Origin of the sequence: Pseudomonas sp. 10C3, assembly GCF_036346185.1 — a bacterium.
Lineage (GTDB): Bacteria > Pseudomonadota > Gammaproteobacteria > Pseudomonadales > Pseudomonadaceae > Aquipseudomonas.
In genome coordinates, this window is sequence record NZ_JASJVE010000014.1 from 168,238 (window position 1) to 185,955 (window position 17,718).

Below are 17,718 nucleotides of genomic sequence, written 5' to 3' on the forward strand. Positions count from 1 at the left end.
CGAAAAATTGTTGCTGGAAGGGTGGCGTCACAGGCAAACCGACGAACAGCAGTCTCGCTTTCTGGAGCGAACCGGCTGCCATCCAGCACGATCCTGATGGCGACCGCTCTAAACCAGGTATCGGCACGCAAACCACCGCCCCACATCAAACCACCTGAGCATCAGGACCCAAGCAGCGCTAAGCGGTTGATTTGAGTAGCCCTCGGCTTTGCTGTTAAATAGACGCGTGTCGCTACTGACGTGCCGCTTGGCTGTAGCACATAGGCTGACTCGCCGTTCGTGCATTACGCCTCCTATTATTCAGAAGCGTACCGGGCGCAATCAGCTATTTCCTCGTGATCCGTCTTAATGTGAGTTTATTAAAATGTTGAAAATCGTCCACTTGCTAACAGGCGCAGCAGCCCTGCTCCTTTCCTTCATCCCTAGCCTGCGTAGTGAAGCCCTGTCTTCTTACCTCCTGCAACCCGATGCGCTTTACCTGGCGCTTTTCGGCTTGCTCAACCTGTTACTTGCCCCCGTAATCCCTTACTGGAACAGAGGCCCTCGTCATCAACTGCAAAATCTGGTCAGCGGTCTTCTCGTGCTTGCCGTCATCCTTCAAACCTTGACCCTGCTTGTTCCACTGCAAACCATTGCTGGCCAACCGGCGATCATTGTCAGCCTGATCAGTGTCCTTATTGCAGTGCTGCTGCATTTGGCCGTCAGCTTCTATCAATCGTCACCTTCGCCTGCGGCACAAAGCCACGACATGACCAACCGCGATACCGGGACCGTCAAGTGGTTCAACACCTCCAAAGGGTTTGGCTTCATTTCCCGCGACTCCGGCGATGATATTTTCGTCCACTTCCGCGCTATTCGGGGCGAAGGCCATCGCGTACTGGTCGAAGGCCAGCGCGTCGAGTTCTCAGTGATGAATCGCGATAAAGGCCTGCAAGCCGAAGACGTAATTGCGGCACTACCACGCCGCTAAAATCTCTCCCGCCCCAAAAAAAGAAAACCCGCCTCTCTTTACGAGATCGCGGGTTTTTTATCGACCAGAAAAAATCAGTAATGCGGAGGGGGCGCCTCCTCCTCGAACGTATCGAACTGATTGCCGGCTTCTTCCTGACGCTTAAGCAGTGCAGCCATCTGCAACTGCAAGCGCTCGACCACACGCTGCTGAGTGACCAGGACATCATTGAGCGACTGAATCGTGTCGTCCTGGAAGGCCAATCGACTTTCCAACTCGTTAATACGCTGCTCAAGGCTCATGCGTGTTCCTCCTCGAAATGGAAATTGTCTGTCAATACCGACTGTAGACGATCGCGGAGGTCGGACAGTTGTTGGCTAGTATAAGGCTGTGCCGGATGCTTACCCCAAATAGGCGCGGGCCACGCTGCATCTTTCTGATAACGAACGATAACGTGCATATGTAGCTGGCTAACGATATTCCCCAATGCCGCGACATTCAGCTTGTCTGCATTGAATGCATCACTGAGTGCTTGCGAGAGCGCAGTAGTCTCCTGCCACAGTTGCAACTGATCCGCCGCGTTCAGCTGGAACAATTCACTGATGCCCGCACGACGCGGCACAAGAATGAACCATGGGTAATTCGAATCATTGGATAGCAGCAAACGACACAAGGGGAAATCGCCAAGGGGCACAGTATCTTGCGCAAGACGCGGATCTAAAACGAACACCGCAAAACTCCTGATCAACTGGTTGGTTTTTAACTCGACGCCCCGAACCGCGGAGTCATCCAGCAATACCTCGCAGGATACGCGGGAATGTGTAGTCATTCACTGTCCACCCTCAACCTGGACACACTGAGCCATCGACCAAAAACCCTGACAGACATCCGCAGGGCATGCGCAGCTGCCATCTGCACTGATTTGGCACACCGCGTCCCTCGCGGCAACGCCTGATACCGCTCCTTGAATGTAGATCAGTTTCCAACCAGACAGCCCAAAAAATGCTGCCTGGTCATTTTTCGGCAACAAAAGGACAGCGAAACTGCCGTGCCTAATGCCTTATAGTCGACTTCAAGGACCTGACATCAAGCACACTCGTAACACAGTGCACCAAAAAGACTCACTTTTCCTTTCAACCCAGTACCAGCCATCCTGAATCTACCCACCCCGCCAGACTGACCGGTAACGTTTTTTAGATTCCCAGCGGATTACCAAGCAATTCTCAGGTTTCTCGCCTCAAAAAGTATAGATAAATACCTATATAAATCAATCTGTTATCTGAAAAATAGGGCTAAAGAATGATGTTTTGTGAAAAAAATGTCATCGTTTTTGATCTTTGTGCACGGTTGTTGCTTTGTCACACACTAGAGTCCGCCGATGTGCTTACTACCCAGCAGACACATCCGGAGATGAATAAAACGGCAGAGCATTATCAAGGGAGTGTTTGAGCGGCTGTGCATAGACTGTTTTCACCTATGCTTAAGCCCTCAAAAATAACGCCGTAGTTGTGGGGTTTGATAGCAGGAGCTACACAATTGCGACATGGACAACCTACATTTGCGACACCACCGTAAAGATGCCGAAAGGATAGGTTTGTAACTATCGCCAACATGGTCAGCGTGATATAAATTCGCGCCGACACAAAAAGAAAGAGCCTCCCAGATAAAAAAACAGGTGGGAAGGCGGCAACTTTTCTTAAAAAACCAAAGGAGCAAATCACGATGAGAGTGATGAAGTGGAGCGCAATCGCACTGGCCGTAACTGCGGGCAGCACCCAATTGGCAACGGCTGCAGCCTTCGTCAGTGATCAGGCCGATACCAAGGGCTTTGTAGAAGACAGCACACTGAACGTGCTGCTTCGCAACTACTACTACAACCGTAACAAGACAAACGGTGCAGTAGATGATAAAGACTGGACCCAAGGCGTCCTCGGCAACTTCAGCTCGGGCTTCACTCAGGGCACTGTCGGCTTCGGTGTTGACGCCTTCGGCTACTTCGGCCTGAAACTTGACGGCTCTGACAAGTACTCTGGTTCCGGCAACCTGCAGACCAACGCAGCCGGCGAAAACTCGACCGACTTCGGCAAAGCCGGTGCTGCGCTTAAAGTCCGCATTTCCAAGACACAGTTGAAAGTCGGCGACATGCAGCCAACGACCAGCCCTGTCTTCGCGGTGGGTGGCTCTCGCCTTCTGCCACAGACCGCTAGCGGCTTCCAGTTGCAGAGCAGCGAAATAAAAGGTCTTGACCTTGAAGCGGGCCACTTCACTTCCGCGACCAGCCAGGACACGACCAAACGTAGCGGTGCGCTGGGTACTGCGTACACCAACATCACAGCAAAATCGGCAGATTTCGCAGGTGGCAAATACGCCATCACCGACAGCCTGAGCGCTTCGCTGTATGCAGCCAAGCTACAAGACATCTGGAACCAGTACTACGCTAACGTGAACTACGTTATGCCTATCGCTGACACGCAATCCTTGGCGTGGGATTTCAACATCTACCGCACAACAGATACCGGTGCCAAGAAAGCGGGCGATATCAGCAACACCGCTTTCTCCCTGGCAGCAGCGTATTCGTTCATGACCGCACACACCCTGACCCTCAGCTTCCAGAAGGTCAACGGCGAAACCCCGTTCGACTACATCGGTGTGGGTGACAACGACCGCGGCGGCGATTCGATCTTCCTTGCCAACTCCATCCAGTACTCCGACTTCAACGCCCCTGGCGAAAGATCGTGGCAAGCTCGCTACGACCTGAACATGGCGTCCTTCGGCGTACCGGGCCTGAGCTTCATGACCCGTTATGTTTCCGGTAGCCACATTGACGGCACCAACACCCCACTGAACAGCGCCTACACTGGCCTGTACGGCAAAGACGGTAGCCACCACGAAACCAACCTTGAAGCTAAATACGTTGTTCAGACTGGTCCAGCAAAAGACCTGTCTTTCCGTATTCGTCAAGCTTGGCACACTGCCAACGCTGCAGAAGGCGAAGGCGATGTCCAAGAGTTCCGTCTGATCGTCGACTACCCGATTTCGATCCTGTAATCGCACATCAGTCACTCGCTACAGAAAACCCGGCCTAGGCCGGGTTTTTTATGTGCACCAGAAATCACACGAACAATTCCGGGCACCCGCCTTGCCCTGTACGCGACCGGATCCCCCCCGTACAATGCGAGGTCATTTCTAGTCTCAGCAACCGACAACGGCCTACCATGCGTACCAGTCAATATTTGCTCGCCACACAGAAAGAAACCCCTTCCGATGCAGTCGTCGTCAGCCACCAGCTGATGCTGCGTGCCGGCATGATCCGCAAACTGGCTTCCGGCCTTTATACCTGGCTCCCCATGGGCCTGCGTGTATTGCGCAAGGTCGAAGCTGTCGTGCGGGAAGAGATGAACGCTGCTGGTGCGCTCGAAGTATTGATGCCCGGCATCCAGCCCGCAGAGTTGTGGCAGGAATCAGGGCGCTGGGAACAGTACGGCCCAGAATTGCTGCGTATGAAAGATCGACATAACCGCGAATTCTGCGCGGGCCCGACCCACGAAGAAGTCATCACCGATCTGGCACGCAACGAGCTCAACAGCTATAGGCAGCTGCCGATCAACCTGTATCAGATCCAGACCAAATTCCGCGACGAAACCCGCCCACGCTTTGGTGTGATGCGTGGCCGCGAATTCATTATGAAAGACGCGTACTCCTTCCATGTCGATCAGGCTTCGCTCCAGACTACCTACGACCGGATGCATCAAGCGTACTGCAACGTATTCACGCGACTGGGCCTGAACTTCCGCCCCGTCGAAGCCGATAACGGCTCCATCGGCGGCGCGGGCTCTCATGAGTTTCACGTGCTGGCCGAGTCTGGCGAAGACGACATCGCATTCAGCGACAGCTCCGATTACGCTGCAAACATTGAAAAAGCCGAGGCCGTTCCACGCGAACAGTCACGCCAGGCACCCACTGAAGAACTGCGCCTGATCGACACACCACACGCCAAGACCATCGCGCAACTGGTGGAAGGCTTCAACCTGCCGATTGAAAAGACCATCAAAACTCTGGTGGTCCACGCAGCTGAAGAAGGCAAATTGATCGCACTGATCATTCGTGGCGATCACGAGCTCAACGAAATCAAGGCCGCCAACCTGCCCCAGGTCGCCAGCCCGCTAGTCATGGCATCCGAATCCGAACTGCGTGACGCCATTGGCGCTGGCGCAGGCTCGCTTGGCCCGTTGAATCTACCGCTGCCTTGCATCATCGACCGCTCCGTCGAACTGATGAGCGACTTTGGCATCGGCGCCAACATCGACGACAAGCACTACTTTGGCGTCAACTGGGAGCGCGATCTACCGGTTCCCGCCGTGGCCGACCTGCGCAACGTGGTGGCTGGCGACCCAAGCCCGGACGGCAAGGGCACGCTGGAAATCAAACGCGGTATTGAAGTCGGGCACATTTTCCAGCTGGGCACCAAGTACAGCGAAGCCTTGAAGTGCCAGGTGCTTGGCGAAAACGGCAAACCTGTAACCCTGACCATGGGCTGTTATGGCATTGGTGTTTCTCGCGTGGTGGCAGCTGCCATTGAGCAGAACAACGATGAAAACGGGATCATCTGGAACGATGCTCTGGCACCTTTCCAGATTGCCCTGGTGCCATTGCGCTATGAAACCGAGGCAGTGCGCGAAGCAACCGACGCGCTGTACGCCGAACTGACCGCAGCTGGCTTTGAAGTGCTGCTGGATGATCGCGACAAAAAAACCAGTCCCGGCAACAAGTTCGCAGACATGGAGCTGATCGGTATTCCGCACCGCATCGTGGTCAGCGACCGCGGCCTGGCAGAAGGTAACCTTGAGTACAAGAGCCGTACTGAAGCCCAGGCGCAAGCCTTGCCTGTGGCCGATGTCCTGTCCTTTCTTCAAGCCCGCATCCGCCGCTGAGTCCGGGACGCGCACGTGAAAGCGTGCGCGCCCTCGCCATCGACGCATGACAAGGCAAGACCCGCACTTTCCGTATCAAGAGATCACATGCTCAAGCGAAATACCTTAAGCCTCGGTAGTGCCGCACTGTGCGGCACCCTGCTTGTCAGCGGTTGTGCCAACCACCTGTCACCACACAGCGAGCACGAAGAGCGCGTCGAGCGCAAATTGCTCAATCACAGCCTGCAAGTCGATATCGGCGAGCCCAAGATGCTTGAGCTTCCGCAACGTCGCGTGCGGATTCATGATCAGAAGACGTTCGAAGTCACCGAATTCGAAGTCACCCGCAACTATGATCGCTACACCCCTTACCAACCTTGGCGCGAGACCTATGAAATCCCGCTGGGTGCAGTTGCAGTGGTGGGCGGCATAGGCGCCAATATTCTCAACGTGGTCATGCTTGGGCGCTTACCCGACAGCATGACCAAAGACTGGATCAGTTACGGCTTTGCCGGGCTCAATCCATTCATGAACATGCCGTCCCTTGGCAGGGCGCAGCAGAACCTTTCCAGTATTGATGAGGTTCAGCACGACAAGCGGATTGAGTATTCCAGCTTGCCCTGGAGCGAACGCCCGGTCGAGGTCAAGGCAGGCGCGCAAACTTACGATCTGACAACCGATCACAACGGGGTACTGCGCCTGAACCTGCTCGACAGCCCTTTTGCCGAACAGGAAATCAATCACATCACCCGCTTGCAGATCAGTGTCGCGGATGATCAAGACAATGTACGCGTCAGTGCTACCCTGCCGATCAGCAATTCATTGCGCGGCAAATTGCGCGAAGCTCACGCATTGATCTACGATGACCTGGAAGATGACGAAGTCAGCCAATGGGTACACCGGGTCAAACGTCTCTCAGAACTGGGACTCGAAGAAGAAGCCAGCGAGCTGGAACAAAGCCTGATCGAACTGACGCGCAATGACCCCGAACTGCAACAGCAATTTCTTAAATCGCTGACCAAAGACGCCGGGCGCCTGGTGGCCGATCCAGGGCCGAACAGCTAACGCATAAACAGCTCCAACTGCTCATGACCACCACGTAGATCCTGCAGACGCACGCCGATACCCAATAAGCGCACCGGCTTATCACCTCGAGCGAATGCCTGGGTCAGCAGCTGTTCAAAACCATCCAGATCACGCCCCGCGCCTGATTGCTCAAGGGTAGTTTGAGTGAAGTCATGAAACTTCACTTTGACGAAAGGCTTACCCGCCCTGTAGCTGTCGTCCACGCGCGCCATTCGCCCTGCGAGCGTCGCGAGTAACTCCGGCAGTTTTTCCAGACAGCTGGCCAGATCGGGCAAATCCGTATCGTAGGTGTTTTCGACACTTACCGACTGACGCCGACTGTCGTTCTGCACCGGCCGATCATCAATCCCGCGCGCCAGACTCCATAGCCGCTCACCAAACGTGCCGAACTCGCGCACCAAGGCCAATTTGTTCCAGTCGCGCAGATCCGTGCAGGTGGTGATACCGAGTCGGCCCAGCTTGCCCGCAGTTACCTTGCCGACGCCATGCAACTTGCTCACCGGCAATGTGGCGACGAACGCTTCTACTTGATCCGGGGTAATCACAAACAGACCGTTGGGCTTTTTCCAGTCACTGGCAATTTTTGCGAGGAATTTGTTTGGGGCCACCCCGGCTGACACGGTGATATGCAGTTGATTGGAGACACGGCGACGGATGTCCTGAGCAATTCGGGTCGCACTTCCCGAGAAATAGTTGCTGTCCGAAACATCCAGAAAAGCCTCATCCAACGACAGAGGCTCGATCAGATCGGTGTAATCGCGAAAAATGGTCTGGATTTCACGGGAAGCCTCTTTATAAGCTTCCATGCGCGGCTTGACGATGGTCAGGTCGGGACACAGCGTCAAAGCATGCCTGGACGACATGGCCGAGCGCACGCCATAGGCCCGAGCCTCATAGTTGCAGGTGGCTATCACTCCGCGCCGGTCCGCCGAACCGCCTACCGCCAGCGGCTTGGCAGCAAGACGCGGATCGTCGCGCATTTCGATGGCGGCGTAGAAGCAGTCACAGTCGACGTGGATGATTTTGCGCTGCGTCATGAGGTGCGGTTATGAATGCTGTGGGCTGCGCAGTATCTCACCCACGCTGAAATGTGGCACTCACGATACCGAAAGCAATGTACGAAAAGCCTGAAAAAATGACTAAAATAGCCCTGCCAGGTCCGCGCTGCGCGCCCTCAAGCCGATTCGCGCACTCAATTAGCATCGCTAAGCGATTGAAGGAAAAGAATTTTTCTGAAATTAACAATTGACAGCCCAGCGTTCCACTGTAGAATGCCGACACACAGACGCGGGATGGAGCAGTCTGGTAGCTCGTCGGGCTCATAACCCGAAGGTCGTCGGTTCAAATCCGGCTCCCGCAACCAAACATCAAAAAAGGCTACTCGAAAGAGTGGCCTTTTTTGTGCCTGCGATTTCATCGCATCCAACCTTGCCCTCCCCCTTCGTTGTGGAGCTGTCAGGAATAGACGGATGAGACATAAAAGACACCCCATCAGGAAAACCCTTTGTGCACCGAACACTTAACCGATCCGACAAGCTATTTACGCTTATTTGTCGCTCATGCCGCATTAACGGTTGACACCCCACCGTTCCACTGTAGAATGCCGCCACACAGACGCGGGATGGAGCAGTCTGGTAGCTCGTCGGGCTCATAACCCGAAGGTCGTCGGTTCAAATCCGGCTCCCGCAACCAAATATCGAAAAAGGCTGCTCGAAAGAGTGGCCTTTTTTGTGTCTGACCGAAAAGCATCGGAACAGCGGTCAGAAATGCTTGTCAGAATTGTCGATCCAGAGGATGGGGTGTCTATCGGCTAAACAGCCGGCTGAAACGAATCCGCTACATTCGCCCTGTAGACTGTGACACGCTAATATCTCGAAATATTTTCTGCGTAGGGATTGGTAACTTGTCTGTATACCTCCATCCTGTCGCGCACGATCCAAGGAGTGATTGATGCGCGCCAATTCGTCCGATTCCAATGAACCTGTCACCGCCACTCAACCGATTGCGCCGACTCGTTTGCACTGGTTGGAACTGCTGAGCAAATATCGCCAACCCTTGGGCCTTGCGGTAACGTTGCTCCTGTTCTCTATTGCACTGATCGCCTGTCGTCATCTGTTGAGCGAACTGGACCTCTACGCCCTGCACGATTCGCTGCTGAGCGTTCCGCTGCCCGCATTAGCCGGCGCCTTGGCCGCGACTGTCGTTGGCTTTGTGGTACTACTGGGCTATGAGTGGTCGGCCAGTCGTTACGCCAATGTTCAACTCCCTGCGCGCACGCTGGTCCTCGGCGGTTTTACCGCGTTTGCGATTGGTAACGCAGTAGGGCTGTCGCTACTGTCTGGCGGGTCGGTTCGTTACCGGCTTTACGCTCGCCATGGTCTGGGCGCTGTAGAAGTCGCGCGCATGACCTTATTTGCCAGCCTTTCATTGGGCTGCGCCCTGCCCCCGCTTGCCGCCTTGGCGACCTTGAGCAATCTGCCAGCCGCTTCCGTTGCCCTGCATTTGCACACGTCAGTGCTTGCGTCGGTGGCCGTGACAATTCTCGCGCTCAGTGCATTGTTAGCGGTGGGCATCTATCGCCGCCGCCTGCCCGAACAACCGATCCCACACAACCTTCTGGTCCGTGCGGGGCGTCGCACTCTTCGTCTGCCCGGCCTGAACCTGACGTTGATGCAATTGGTTATCACTGCGCTGGATGTGGGCGCTGCAGCCATCGTGCTCTATTTGCTGCTGCCCGACGCCCCCCCCTTTGGTGCCTTCTTGCTGGTTTACCTGCTTGCTCTGGCTGCAGGCGTGCTCAGCCATGTACCAGGTGGTGTAGGCGTGTTCGAGGCGATTTTACTTGCCGCCTTTGCCGATCAACTGGGCGCTGCACCCTTGGCAGCCGCCTTGCTGCTTTATCGCCTGATTTATGTGGTCCTGCCGTTATTGCTGGCGTGCGTGGCATTGCTGGTCACCGAAGCCCAACGCGTTTTGCCGACCCGCAAAGCTATACGCGTTGCTTCGGGTCTGGCTGCGCCGATCCTGGCGTTGCTGGTGTTTCTGTCGGGTGTGGTCCTGCTGTTTTCCGGTGCCACGCCTGAAATCGATACGCGCTTGAAACACGTTGGCTTTCTAATCCCACATCGCCTGATTGATGCCTCGCACTTCGGCGCCAGCTTGATTGGCGTATTGTGCTTGTTGCTGGCCCAAGGCCTGCGTCGGCGTCTATCGGCGGCATGGATGCTGACGACCGTGTTACTCGTGGTCGGCGCAGTGCTGTCTCTGCTCAAGGGCTTCGACTGGGAAGAGGCCAGTCTGCTGACCCTGACTGCAGGGCTGCTGGGGATCTTCCGGCATTCGTTCTATCGGCCCAGCCGCTTGCTTGAGTTGCCATTCTCGCCGCTGTATCTGGTGGCCAGCACCTGCGTGCTGGCAGCGTCGATCTGGTTGCTCTTGTTCGCCTATCAGGACGTGCCATACAGCCATCAGCTCTGGTGGCAATTCACCCTCAACTCCGATGCCCCGCGGGCCTTGCGTTCAGCCTTGGGCAGCGCGGTATTGCTGGTGATCGTTTCACTGACCTGGCTATTGCGTACCGCACGTCCGGTCATTACCTTGCCCAATGCCGAAGAACTGGCCAAAGCCGCCGAGATCGTGAATGCTTCCGATCAGCCCGATGGCGGCCTTGTACTGACCGGTGACAAAGCAATACTGCTACACCCTAGCGGCAAGGCCTTCTTGATGTACGCACGTCGTGGCCGAAGCCTGGTGGCCTTGTATGACCCGATTGGCCCAACACAGCAACGCGCAGAGCTGATCTGGCAATTCCGCGACCTGTGTGACATCCATCATGCTCGCCCGGTGTTCTACCAGGTGCGCGCGGAGAATCTGCCGTTCTACATGGACATCGGCTTGACTGCGATCAAACTGGGCGAAGAAGCACGGGTCGACCTGAAGCGCTTTGACATCGATGCCAAAGGCAAGGAAATGAAAGACCTGCGCTATACCTGGAACCGCGGTGGTCGGGATGGCCTGTCGCTGGAGATCTATGAGGTTGGTCAGGCGCCGCTGGACGAGCTGAAGGTGATTTCAGATGCTTGGCTTACCGGTAAAAATGTCCGAGAGAAAGGCTTCTCCCTAGGCCGCTTCAGCCCGCAATACTTGCAACATTTCCGTATAGCGATCATCCATTTCGAAGGCAAGCCTGTAGCGTTCGCCAACCTGCTGGAAACATCTCGACATGAACTGGCCAGCCTGGATTTGATGCGTTCTCACCCCGACGCACCCAAACTGACCATGGAATTCATGATGATCGGCTTGATTCTGCACTATAAAGAGCACGGTTATGGACGCTTCAGCCTGGGCATGGTTCCGCTTTCCGGCCTGCAGCCGCGACGCGGCGCACCCTTGACCCAGCGTCTCGGCTCTATGGTATTCCGCCGTGGCGAGCAACTGTATAACTTCCAAGGCTTGCGCCGCTTCAAAGACAAGTTCCAGCCTGACTGGGAACCCCGTTATATGGCCGTGCCCGCCGGACTTGATCCGCTCGTGGCGCTGGCTGACACTGCCGCCCTGATTGCAGGCGGCCTGACCGGATTGGTGAAACGCTGATGATTCAACGCTACTGGCGATTTTTGCTCGCAGCCCTGATTGTTCTAGCACTGGTACTTGGCTTTTGGTTGTGGAATCGCCCTGAGCCTGAAGCAAGTCTCGAACACCTGACACTCGAGAATGGGGCAGCCCTGACCCGGGTCTTGCCCGGCACTAGCGCTAACGCTTACGTTGCCTTGGCCGTCCTGTCGGATGAAGGCCTGACGGACAAGCAACTGCTGGCACTGAGTCAGGACGCCGACGCCGAAATCGTGCAGGTAACCCTGCCCAAGGACAACTGCGCCCTGCAGCAGCAAACCCTAGACGCAGGCATAGAAAAACTCAACGCCGCGCCCACACTGGTTGCGGGTATCGGCCCAGGCGCAACCCTGGCCTGGCGGTGGCTGGCGGGACAAACTAACGACAAGGCTCAAGCGATCTCGGTAGGCTTCTCTCTTGAGCCACCTGGCTGCAATGACGCGCTGCCAAAAACCGCCGCACATGGACACTGGCTGGTTGCCTGGAACGACGGCCCGGATGATGCCGCTGCATCCTTCGTTCGCGATCAACCTAATGCCGAGAACAGCATCAGCGACTACGACATCCACCTGCCACAGGTACTCAACAGTCAACTTCGCCACCAATTGGTCGCCGATGACAATGACGGTGGCCTGAACATTCCCGTGGTGGAGGTGCCCGCCGGACAGACGACTGACACCGTGACATTGTTCCTTTCCGGGGACGGTGGCTGGCGCGACCTGGACCGTGACGTGGCAGGTGAAATGGCCAAAATCGGCTACCCGGTAGTCGGCATCGACACCTTGCGTTACTACTGGCAGCACAAGTCTCCCGAGCAAAGTGCTCTGGACCTCGCCGAATTGATGGCGCACTACCGGCAGAAATGGGGCACCAAGCGCTTCGTGCTCACCGGCTATTCGTTCGGTGCCGATGTGCTGCCGGCGATCTATAACCGCCTGGCCCCTGATGAGCAAAAGCGCGTCGACGCTATCATCTTGCTGGCATTCGCGCGCAGCGGCAGCTTCGAGATCATGGTCGAGGGTTGGCTGGGGACCGCAGGCAAAGAAGCACCCACGGGGCCCGAGATGGCTAAGCTACCCGCTGATAAAGTGCTGTGCGTTTATGGTGCTGAAGAGGATGCCGAGAGCGGTTGCACCGAAACCACCGCCGTTGGCGAAAAGCTCAAGCTGCCGGGCGGGCACCACTTCGATGAAAACTACCCGGCCTTGGCCAGGCGCATGATTGATGCTATTGAGAAGCGCCAAGGGAAAACCTCAGCCAAACAAGGCTGACCCAACACTGCCATCGCGCCACACCAACAAAAAGTCCCCGTAGCCTTGCAGCTCGGGGACTTTTTTGTTTCTGTACCTTACATGTCTACCCTTACATCTCTACTTGGGTGCCCAACTCGATCACCCTGTTGAACGGTAGATTGAAGAAACGCAGATTACTGTTGGCATTCTTGAGCATGAAAGAAAATAGCCCTTCGCGCCAACGCGCCATACCTTCCAGCTTGGAAGCAATGACTGTTTCACGGCTGAGGAAGTACGTGGTGCGCATCGGGCTGAAGTCCAGCTCATCCAGATGGCACAGCTTCAGCGCAGCGGGCACATCCGGTTCGTCGATGAATCCGAAATGCAGGATCACCCGGAAGAACCCCTCTCCGTAAGCTTCGACCTCAAAGCGCCGGCTCGCGGGAACGCGCGGTGAGTCCTCGTAAACTACCGTCAGCAACACCACTTGCTCGTGCAACACCTGGTTGTGCAGCAGGTTATGCAACAGAGCATGCGGCACCGCATCGGCGCGCGCAGTGAGAAATACTGCCGTACCCTGCACGCGGTGCGGCGGTTGCACACGGATACTGCTGATAAAGATCGGCAGTGGCAGCCCCCCCTCATCGATCCGATCCACCAGCAACTGTTTACCGCGCTTCCAGGTGGTCATCAAGATGAACAAAGCAATCCCCGCCAAAACCGGGAACGCACCACCCTGCACTACCTTCGGCACGTTAGCCGCAAAGAACAGCCCGTCGACCAGCAAGAAGCAAAGCAGTACCGGTACGGCCAACAACGGCGGCCATTTCCACAGCAGCAACACCACCGCAGCCACCAGTATCGTGGTAATCAACATCGTCCCGGTCACGGCAACCCCGTAAGCGGAGGCCAGCGCACTGGAAGATTCGAAACCCAGCACTAGCAAGATCACACCCACCATCAGAGACCAGTTCACCGCGCCGATATAAATCTGCCCCTGGGCAGAGCTGGAGGTGTGCTGAATGTGCATGCGCGGGATGTAACCCAACTGGATCGCCTGCAACGTCATGGAGAAAGCCCCGGAAATTACCGCTTGCGAAGCGATCACCGTGGCCAGGGTTGATAGAACGACCAGCGGAATCAGCGCCCAGCTGGGTGCCAGCAGATAGAAAGGGTTACGCGCGGCCTCAGGATTGTCGAGCAGTAGCGCGCCTTGACCAAAATAGTTCAGCACCAGCGCTGGCAGCACCAGAATGAACCAGGCACGGGCGATTGGCTTGCGACCGAAATGGCCCATATCGGCATAGAGCGCTTCGGCACCAGTCAGTGCCAAGACCACCGCACCGAGAATAGTCACACCAACACCAGGGTGGACGATAAAGAAATGCATGCCCCAGACTGGATTAAGTGCTTTGAGTACTTCGGGATGCTGCATGATTCCGCCAATACCCAGCGCGGCCAGCACCAGAAACCAGACGACCATCACCGGACCGAACAGGATGCCTATCCGCGCGGTACCGTGCCGCTGAATCAGAAACAGCCCCACTAGCACGATCAGCGACAGGGGCACTACCCAGTGTTCGACACCCTTGAATGCGAGCTCCAGACCTTCAACTGCAGAGAGCACGGAAATGGCCGGGGTGATCATGCTGTCGCCATAAAATAGCGCCGCACCGAACAGACCGAAGACCACCAACGCACTGCGCAACCTTGGGTACGGTAAAGAGGCCCGCCGCGCCAGTGCGGTCAAAGCCATGATTCCGCCTTCGCCCTGATTGTCGGCGCGCAGAATGAACAGTACGTATTTAAGCGACACCACCCAAACCAGCGACCAGAAAATCAGCGCCAGAATACCGAGAACCCCGTCATGGTCGACCGGGACTCCGTACGCCCCCGAGAACACCTCCTTGAGGGTGTACAGCGGACTGGTGCCAATATCGCCGTAAACCACACCGACAGCTGCGACCAGCAGACCCAAAGGCTTTGCCGGATGGCGCTCTGCATCTGCCTGACTAATTGCCTGACCCATTAACCACTCCCACAACCAAGACCTGGACTCCAAAAGCACGACACTGCGCCTGAGTGAGCCCCGTTTTTACAGATACCGACTAACACCATTGATACGATCCAGCGTAGCGCCGCGAAGCATAGCGCAGCACTCGTCGTAATTCTCTGCATAAAGCTGGTCAATCTACGGTCTCACCGCTAGAATTGCGCACTTTTTGATCAGCGGCGTGCCAAACGCCCAGTCGGTACCCCAGCCATTTGCCCGGGCGCCACCCAATACCGAGGTTCGCTATGTCCACCATCACCACGCCGTCTGCCCCAAAGGTTGGATTCGTTTCCCTGGGTTGCCCCAAAGCTCTGGTCGATTCTGAGCGCATCCTCACCCAACTGCGCATGGAAGGCTATGAAATCGTAGCCACTTACCAGGACGCCGACGTAGTGGTGGTCAACACCTGTGGTTTTATCGACACGGCCAAGGCCGAATCCCTGGAAGTGATCGGTGAAGCCCTCGCTGAAAACGGCAAGGTTATCGTTACCGGCTGCATGGGCGTAGAAGAAAGTGCGATCCGCCTGGTTCACCCTAGCGTGCTGGCCGTTACCGGCCCGCAACAGTATGAACAAGTGGTCAACGCCGTTCATGACGCCGTGCCGCCAAACCTCGATCACAACCCGCTGATCGATCTGGTGCCACCTCAAGGCATCAAGCTGACGCCTCGCCACTATGCCTACCTGAAGATTTCCGAAGGCTGCAACCACAGCTGCAGCTTCTGCATCATCCCGTCGATGCGCGGCAAGTTGGTCAGCCGTCCGGTCGGCGATGTGCTCGACGAAGCCCAGCGTCTGGTCAAGGCCGGGGTCAAAGAACTGTTGGTGATCTCCCAGGACACCAGCGCTTATGGCGTCGACATCAAATACCGCACCGGTTTCTGGAACGGGCAGCCGGTCAAGACACGCATGACCGAGTTGTGCGAAGCCCTCAGCACCCTCGGGGTGTGGGTCCGCCTGCACTACGTCTACCCGTACCCGCACGTCGATGAATTGATTCCGCTGATGGCCGCCGGGAAAATCCTGCCGTACCTGGATATCCCCTTCCAGCACGCCAGCCCGAAAATCCTCAAGGCGATGAAACGCCCAGCCTTCGAAGACAAGACCCTGGCGCGAATCAAGAACTGGCGCGAAATCTGCCCGGATCTGATCATTCGTTCGACCTTCATCGTCGGCTTCCCTGGTGAAACCGAAGAAGACTTCCAATACCTGCTCGAATGGCTGACCGAAGCCCAACTCGACCGAGTGGGTTGCTTCCAGTACTCCCCGGTCGAAGGTGCACCGGCCAACGCCTTGGGTGATCACGTCCCGGACGAGATCAAACAGGACCGTTGGGACCGCTTCATGGCTCACCAGCAAGCCATCAGCGCAGCGCGCTTGCAATTGAAAGTCGGCAAAGAGATTGAAGTGCTGATTGATGAAATCGACGAAAACGGTGGTGCCGTAGGCCGCTGCTTCTTCGATGCGCCTGAAATCGACGGCAACGTCTTTATCGACAGTGACCAGGACCTTAAGCCGGGTGACAAGGTCTTGTGCCGAGTAACAGACGCTGACGAATACGACCTGTGGGCTGAAACGGTTTAAATCAGCCTGTCGCTCGAAAAAAAGCCCTGCCCTTCAACTGGCAGGGCTTTTTTGCAACTTAGGGAAAAGTCTTACCTCCTCCCACGCCCTCCGCCGACATAACCCGCGCTCTATTCCCGTCATAGTCGTCGCTTTCGAGAAACGCGAAGGATTGTGCGAATGGGATCGGCCACTGCTAAACGGATCGCACTGCCAGAAGATTTCCCCTGGCAACAAAGCGTCGGCCTGCTGCTTGATGCGGTACAGGTCGAGAGGCTTTTGCCGCGTGTATTCGAGTGGGACGAAACTCCGAGGGTGGACGTGCTCTATCTCACCACTCGACTTGCCGAGTTTAGAGACCTATCCCCTTGTCTTGTCCGCCTGAGAGGTGCGGGCGACCCTGCACTGGCGCAATTCCTGGAACAGGTCGATCAGCAGTGGGGCTACCTGCTCGTCAGCGATGAGTCTTGGGAGCAAGTGGTTGCGCATCTGCGCTGGTTGACCGTCATTGAGCATCCGTCCGGGCAAGAAATGCTGCTGCGCATGGCGTTCCCACCAGTGGCAGATGCCCTGTTTGGAACGGAATATCCCGACTCCATGCTGTTCGGCCCCTGCCAGCACATTTTCATCGCAGACCTTGCGCGTAGCGGCTGGCATCGCTACACCCGCCCCAGCGAAATGCCGCCCCCGAAACACGATGCACCCTACCGGTTTAATGAAAAGCAGTGGGACCGTCTCCACGACGCCAGCTTTCGTAAACGGGTGACCGAACTCTCCCGGCACATGAAGCACTACTTTCCTGACTATCAGGCCGATTTAACGGATCAGCAGTATCGGGAGCATCTGCAGGCGTTGGCGCGCCGTGCTGTCGAGCACGGTTTTGACTGTGAAAAAGAACTGTACCTGTACGCCAATGCCCATGGCTTTGTGGACGAACAAGGGCTACGGAAAGACCCCGACATCGTCAGCCTTTTAGACCCTAAATCCAGTTTACCCAAGGCCCAGCGCATCGAACGCATTGCTGATCTGGCCCAGAAAAGGTGCCAGCCATGACCGATTTCATGACCCCTCGCGGTCATCTGGCCAATCTGGTCGCCCAATCCAAAAGCGCCACGCCCTTCGGCGAAGTCGGGGTTTGCCCACTCATGCAAACAACCATTCACCTGCTGCCGGTACGTTACGGCCTGGTTGAAGACGGTCTCGATCCGAGCGCTGATCTGGCGATGCCTTACACGCTACAAAGCCGCCCCTTGGGTCTACGCATGTTGCGTGACGGTTATCTGTACGTGATCGACAGCGCCACCGGCCTGAACGA

Annotated in this window: 13 protein-coding genes and 2 tRNA genes; 11 read left to right on the forward strand and 4 right to left on the reverse strand. The window is 56.3% G+C overall.

Annotated features, from left to right (window positions below):
* The first annotated feature begins 364 nt into the window (after nt 1-364).
* Nucleotides 365-970 (forward strand): cold-shock protein, encoded by a 606-nt coding sequence (locus tag QN399_RS15590; protein ID WP_219061295.1) that lies wholly within the window; start codon nt 365-367, stop codon nt 968-970.
* A gap of 74 nt (nt 971-1,044) precedes the next feature.
* On the opposite strand, the gene QN399_RS15595 is transcribed toward QN399_RS15590, so the two are convergent.
* Both QN399_RS15595 and QN399_RS15600 read right to left on the reverse strand, forming a co-directional pair.
* Entirely contained in the window at nt 1,045-1,251 is a 207-nt protein-coding gene (locus QN399_RS15595) for a SlyX family protein (protein WP_219061294.1), read from the reverse strand.
* Complete coding sequence (locus QN399_RS15600) at nt 1,248-1,679, reverse strand: HIT domain-containing protein (RefSeq protein WP_322182771.1); 432 nt, start codon at nt 1,677-1,679, stop codon at nt 1,248-1,250. Before QN399_RS15600 ends, QN399_RS15595 begins: the two co-directional genes overlap by 4 nt.
* 992 nt (nt 1,680-2,671) lie before the next feature.
* On the opposite strand from QN399_RS15600, the gene QN399_RS15605 reads away from it, so the two are divergent.
* The 3 genes from QN399_RS15605 to QN399_RS15615 all read left to right on the forward strand — a co-directional run bounded on the left by QN399_RS15605 (nt 2,672) and on the right by QN399_RS15615 (nt 6,924).
* The gene (locus QN399_RS15605) at nt 2,672-3,997 is read left to right on the forward strand and encodes an OprD family porin (protein ID WP_330201167.1); all 1,326 of its coding nucleotides are present in this window, start codon (nt 2,672-2,674) and stop codon (nt 3,995-3,997) included.
* A gap of 167 nt (nt 3,998-4,164) precedes the next feature.
* Entirely contained in the window at nt 4,165-5,880 is a 1,716-nt protein-coding gene (locus QN399_RS15610; RefSeq protein WP_330201168.1) for a proline--tRNA ligase, read from the forward strand.
* Between the two features lie 87 nt (nt 5,881-5,967).
* On the forward strand, nt 5,968-6,924 hold the full coding sequence (locus tag QN399_RS15615) for a hypothetical protein (protein WP_330201169.1): 957 nt from the start codon (nt 5,968-5,970) through the stop codon (nt 6,922-6,924).
* Here QN399_RS15615 and dinB read toward each other — a convergent pair.
* Entirely contained in the window at nt 6,921-7,982 is a 1,062-nt protein-coding gene (gene dinB, locus QN399_RS15620) for a DNA polymerase IV (RefSeq protein ID WP_330201170.1), read from the reverse strand. The two genes, QN399_RS15615 and dinB, sit on opposite strands and share 4 nt — an antisense overlap.
* 249 nt (nt 7,983-8,231) lie before the next feature.
* Here dinB and QN399_RS15625 point away from each other — a divergent pair.
* From QN399_RS15625 to QN399_RS15640, 4 genes are all read left to right on the forward strand, one after another.
* Nucleotides 8,232-8,308: transfer RNA gene (locus QN399_RS15625), tRNA-Met, on the forward strand.
* Nucleotides 8,309-8,560: 252 nt separating this feature from the next.
* A tRNA-Met gene (locus tag QN399_RS15630) sits at nt 8,561-8,637 on the forward strand.
* A 258-nt stretch (nt 8,638-8,895) separates the two neighbouring features.
* The gene (mprF, locus tag QN399_RS15635) at nt 8,896-11,538 is read left to right on the forward strand and encodes a bifunctional lysylphosphatidylglycerol flippase/synthetase MprF (RefSeq protein ID WP_330201171.1); all 2,643 of its coding nucleotides are present in this window, start codon (nt 8,896-8,898) and stop codon (nt 11,536-11,538) included.
* The gene (locus tag QN399_RS15640) at nt 11,538-12,827 is read left to right on the forward strand and encodes an AcvB/VirJ family lysyl-phosphatidylglycerol hydrolase (protein WP_330201172.1); all 1,290 of its coding nucleotides are present in this window, start codon (nt 11,538-11,540) and stop codon (nt 12,825-12,827) included. The genes mprF and QN399_RS15640 overlap by 1 nt, the downstream gene beginning before the upstream one ends.
* Before the next feature lie 91 nt (nt 12,828-12,918).
* Here the strand turns inward: QN399_RS15640 and QN399_RS15645 are convergent, their stop codons facing one another.
* On the reverse strand, nt 12,919-14,817 hold the full coding sequence (locus tag QN399_RS15645; protein ID WP_330201173.1) for a potassium transporter Kup: 1,899 nt from the start codon (nt 14,815-14,817) through the stop codon (nt 12,919-12,921).
* 278 nt (nt 14,818-15,095) lie between these two features.
* Here QN399_RS15645 and rimO point away from each other — a divergent pair, with 278 nt between their 5' ends.
* The 3 genes from rimO to QN399_RS15660 all read left to right on the forward strand — a co-directional run.
* Nucleotides 15,096-16,424, forward strand: coding sequence for a 30S ribosomal protein S12 methylthiotransferase RimO (rimO, locus tag QN399_RS15650; protein ID WP_330201178.1), 1,329 nt, complete (start codon nt 15,096-15,098; stop codon nt 16,422-16,424).
* Nucleotides 16,425-16,583: 159 nt separating this feature from the next.
* Nucleotides 16,584-17,456, forward strand: coding sequence for a DUF4123 domain-containing protein (locus QN399_RS15655; RefSeq protein WP_330201174.1), 873 nt, complete (start codon nt 16,584-16,586; stop codon nt 17,454-17,456).
* The coding region (locus QN399_RS15660; protein ID WP_330201175.1) for a toxin VasX at nt 17,453-17,718 on the forward strand (266 nt) is incomplete at its 3' end. The genes QN399_RS15655 and QN399_RS15660, both read left to right, overlap by 4 nt.

Bases quoted from the DNA above. Each gene is read 5' to 3' on its own strand.
- QN399_RS15645 (WP_330201173.1), bottom strand. From the start codon at position 14,817: ATGGGTCAGGCAATTAGTCAGGCAGATGCAGAGCGCCATCCGGCAAAG.
- QN399_RS15640 (WP_330201172.1), top strand. From the start codon at position 11,538: ATGATTCAACGCTACTGGCGATTTTTGCTCGCAGCCCTGATTGTTCTA.
- mprF (WP_330201171.1), top strand. From the start codon at position 8,896: ATGCGCGCCAATTCGTCCGATTCCAATGAACCTGTCACCGCCACTCAA.
- QN399_RS15605 (WP_330201167.1), top strand. From the start codon at position 2,672: ATGAGAGTGATGAAGTGGAGCGCAATCGCACTGGCCGTAACTGCGGGC.
- QN399_RS15590 (WP_219061295.1), top strand. From the start codon at position 365: ATGTTGAAAATCGTCCACTTGCTAACAGGCGCAGCAGCCCTGCTCCTT.
- QN399_RS15595 (WP_219061294.1), bottom strand. From the start codon at position 1,251: ATGAGCCTTGAGCAGCGTATTAACGAGTTGGAAAGTCGATTGGCCTTC.
- QN399_RS15615 (WP_330201169.1), top strand. From the start codon at position 5,968: ATGCTCAAGCGAAATACCTTAAGCCTCGGTAGTGCCGCACTGTGCGGC.
- QN399_RS15655 (WP_330201174.1), top strand. From the start codon at position 16,584: ATGGGATCGGCCACTGCTAAACGGATCGCACTGCCAGAAGATTTCCCC.
- QN399_RS15610 (WP_330201168.1), top strand. From the start codon at position 4,165: ATGCGTACCAGTCAATATTTGCTCGCCACACAGAAAGAAACCCCTTCC.
- dinB (WP_330201170.1), bottom strand. From the start codon at position 7,982: ATGACGCAGCGCAAAATCATCCACGTCGACTGTGACTGCTTCTACGCC.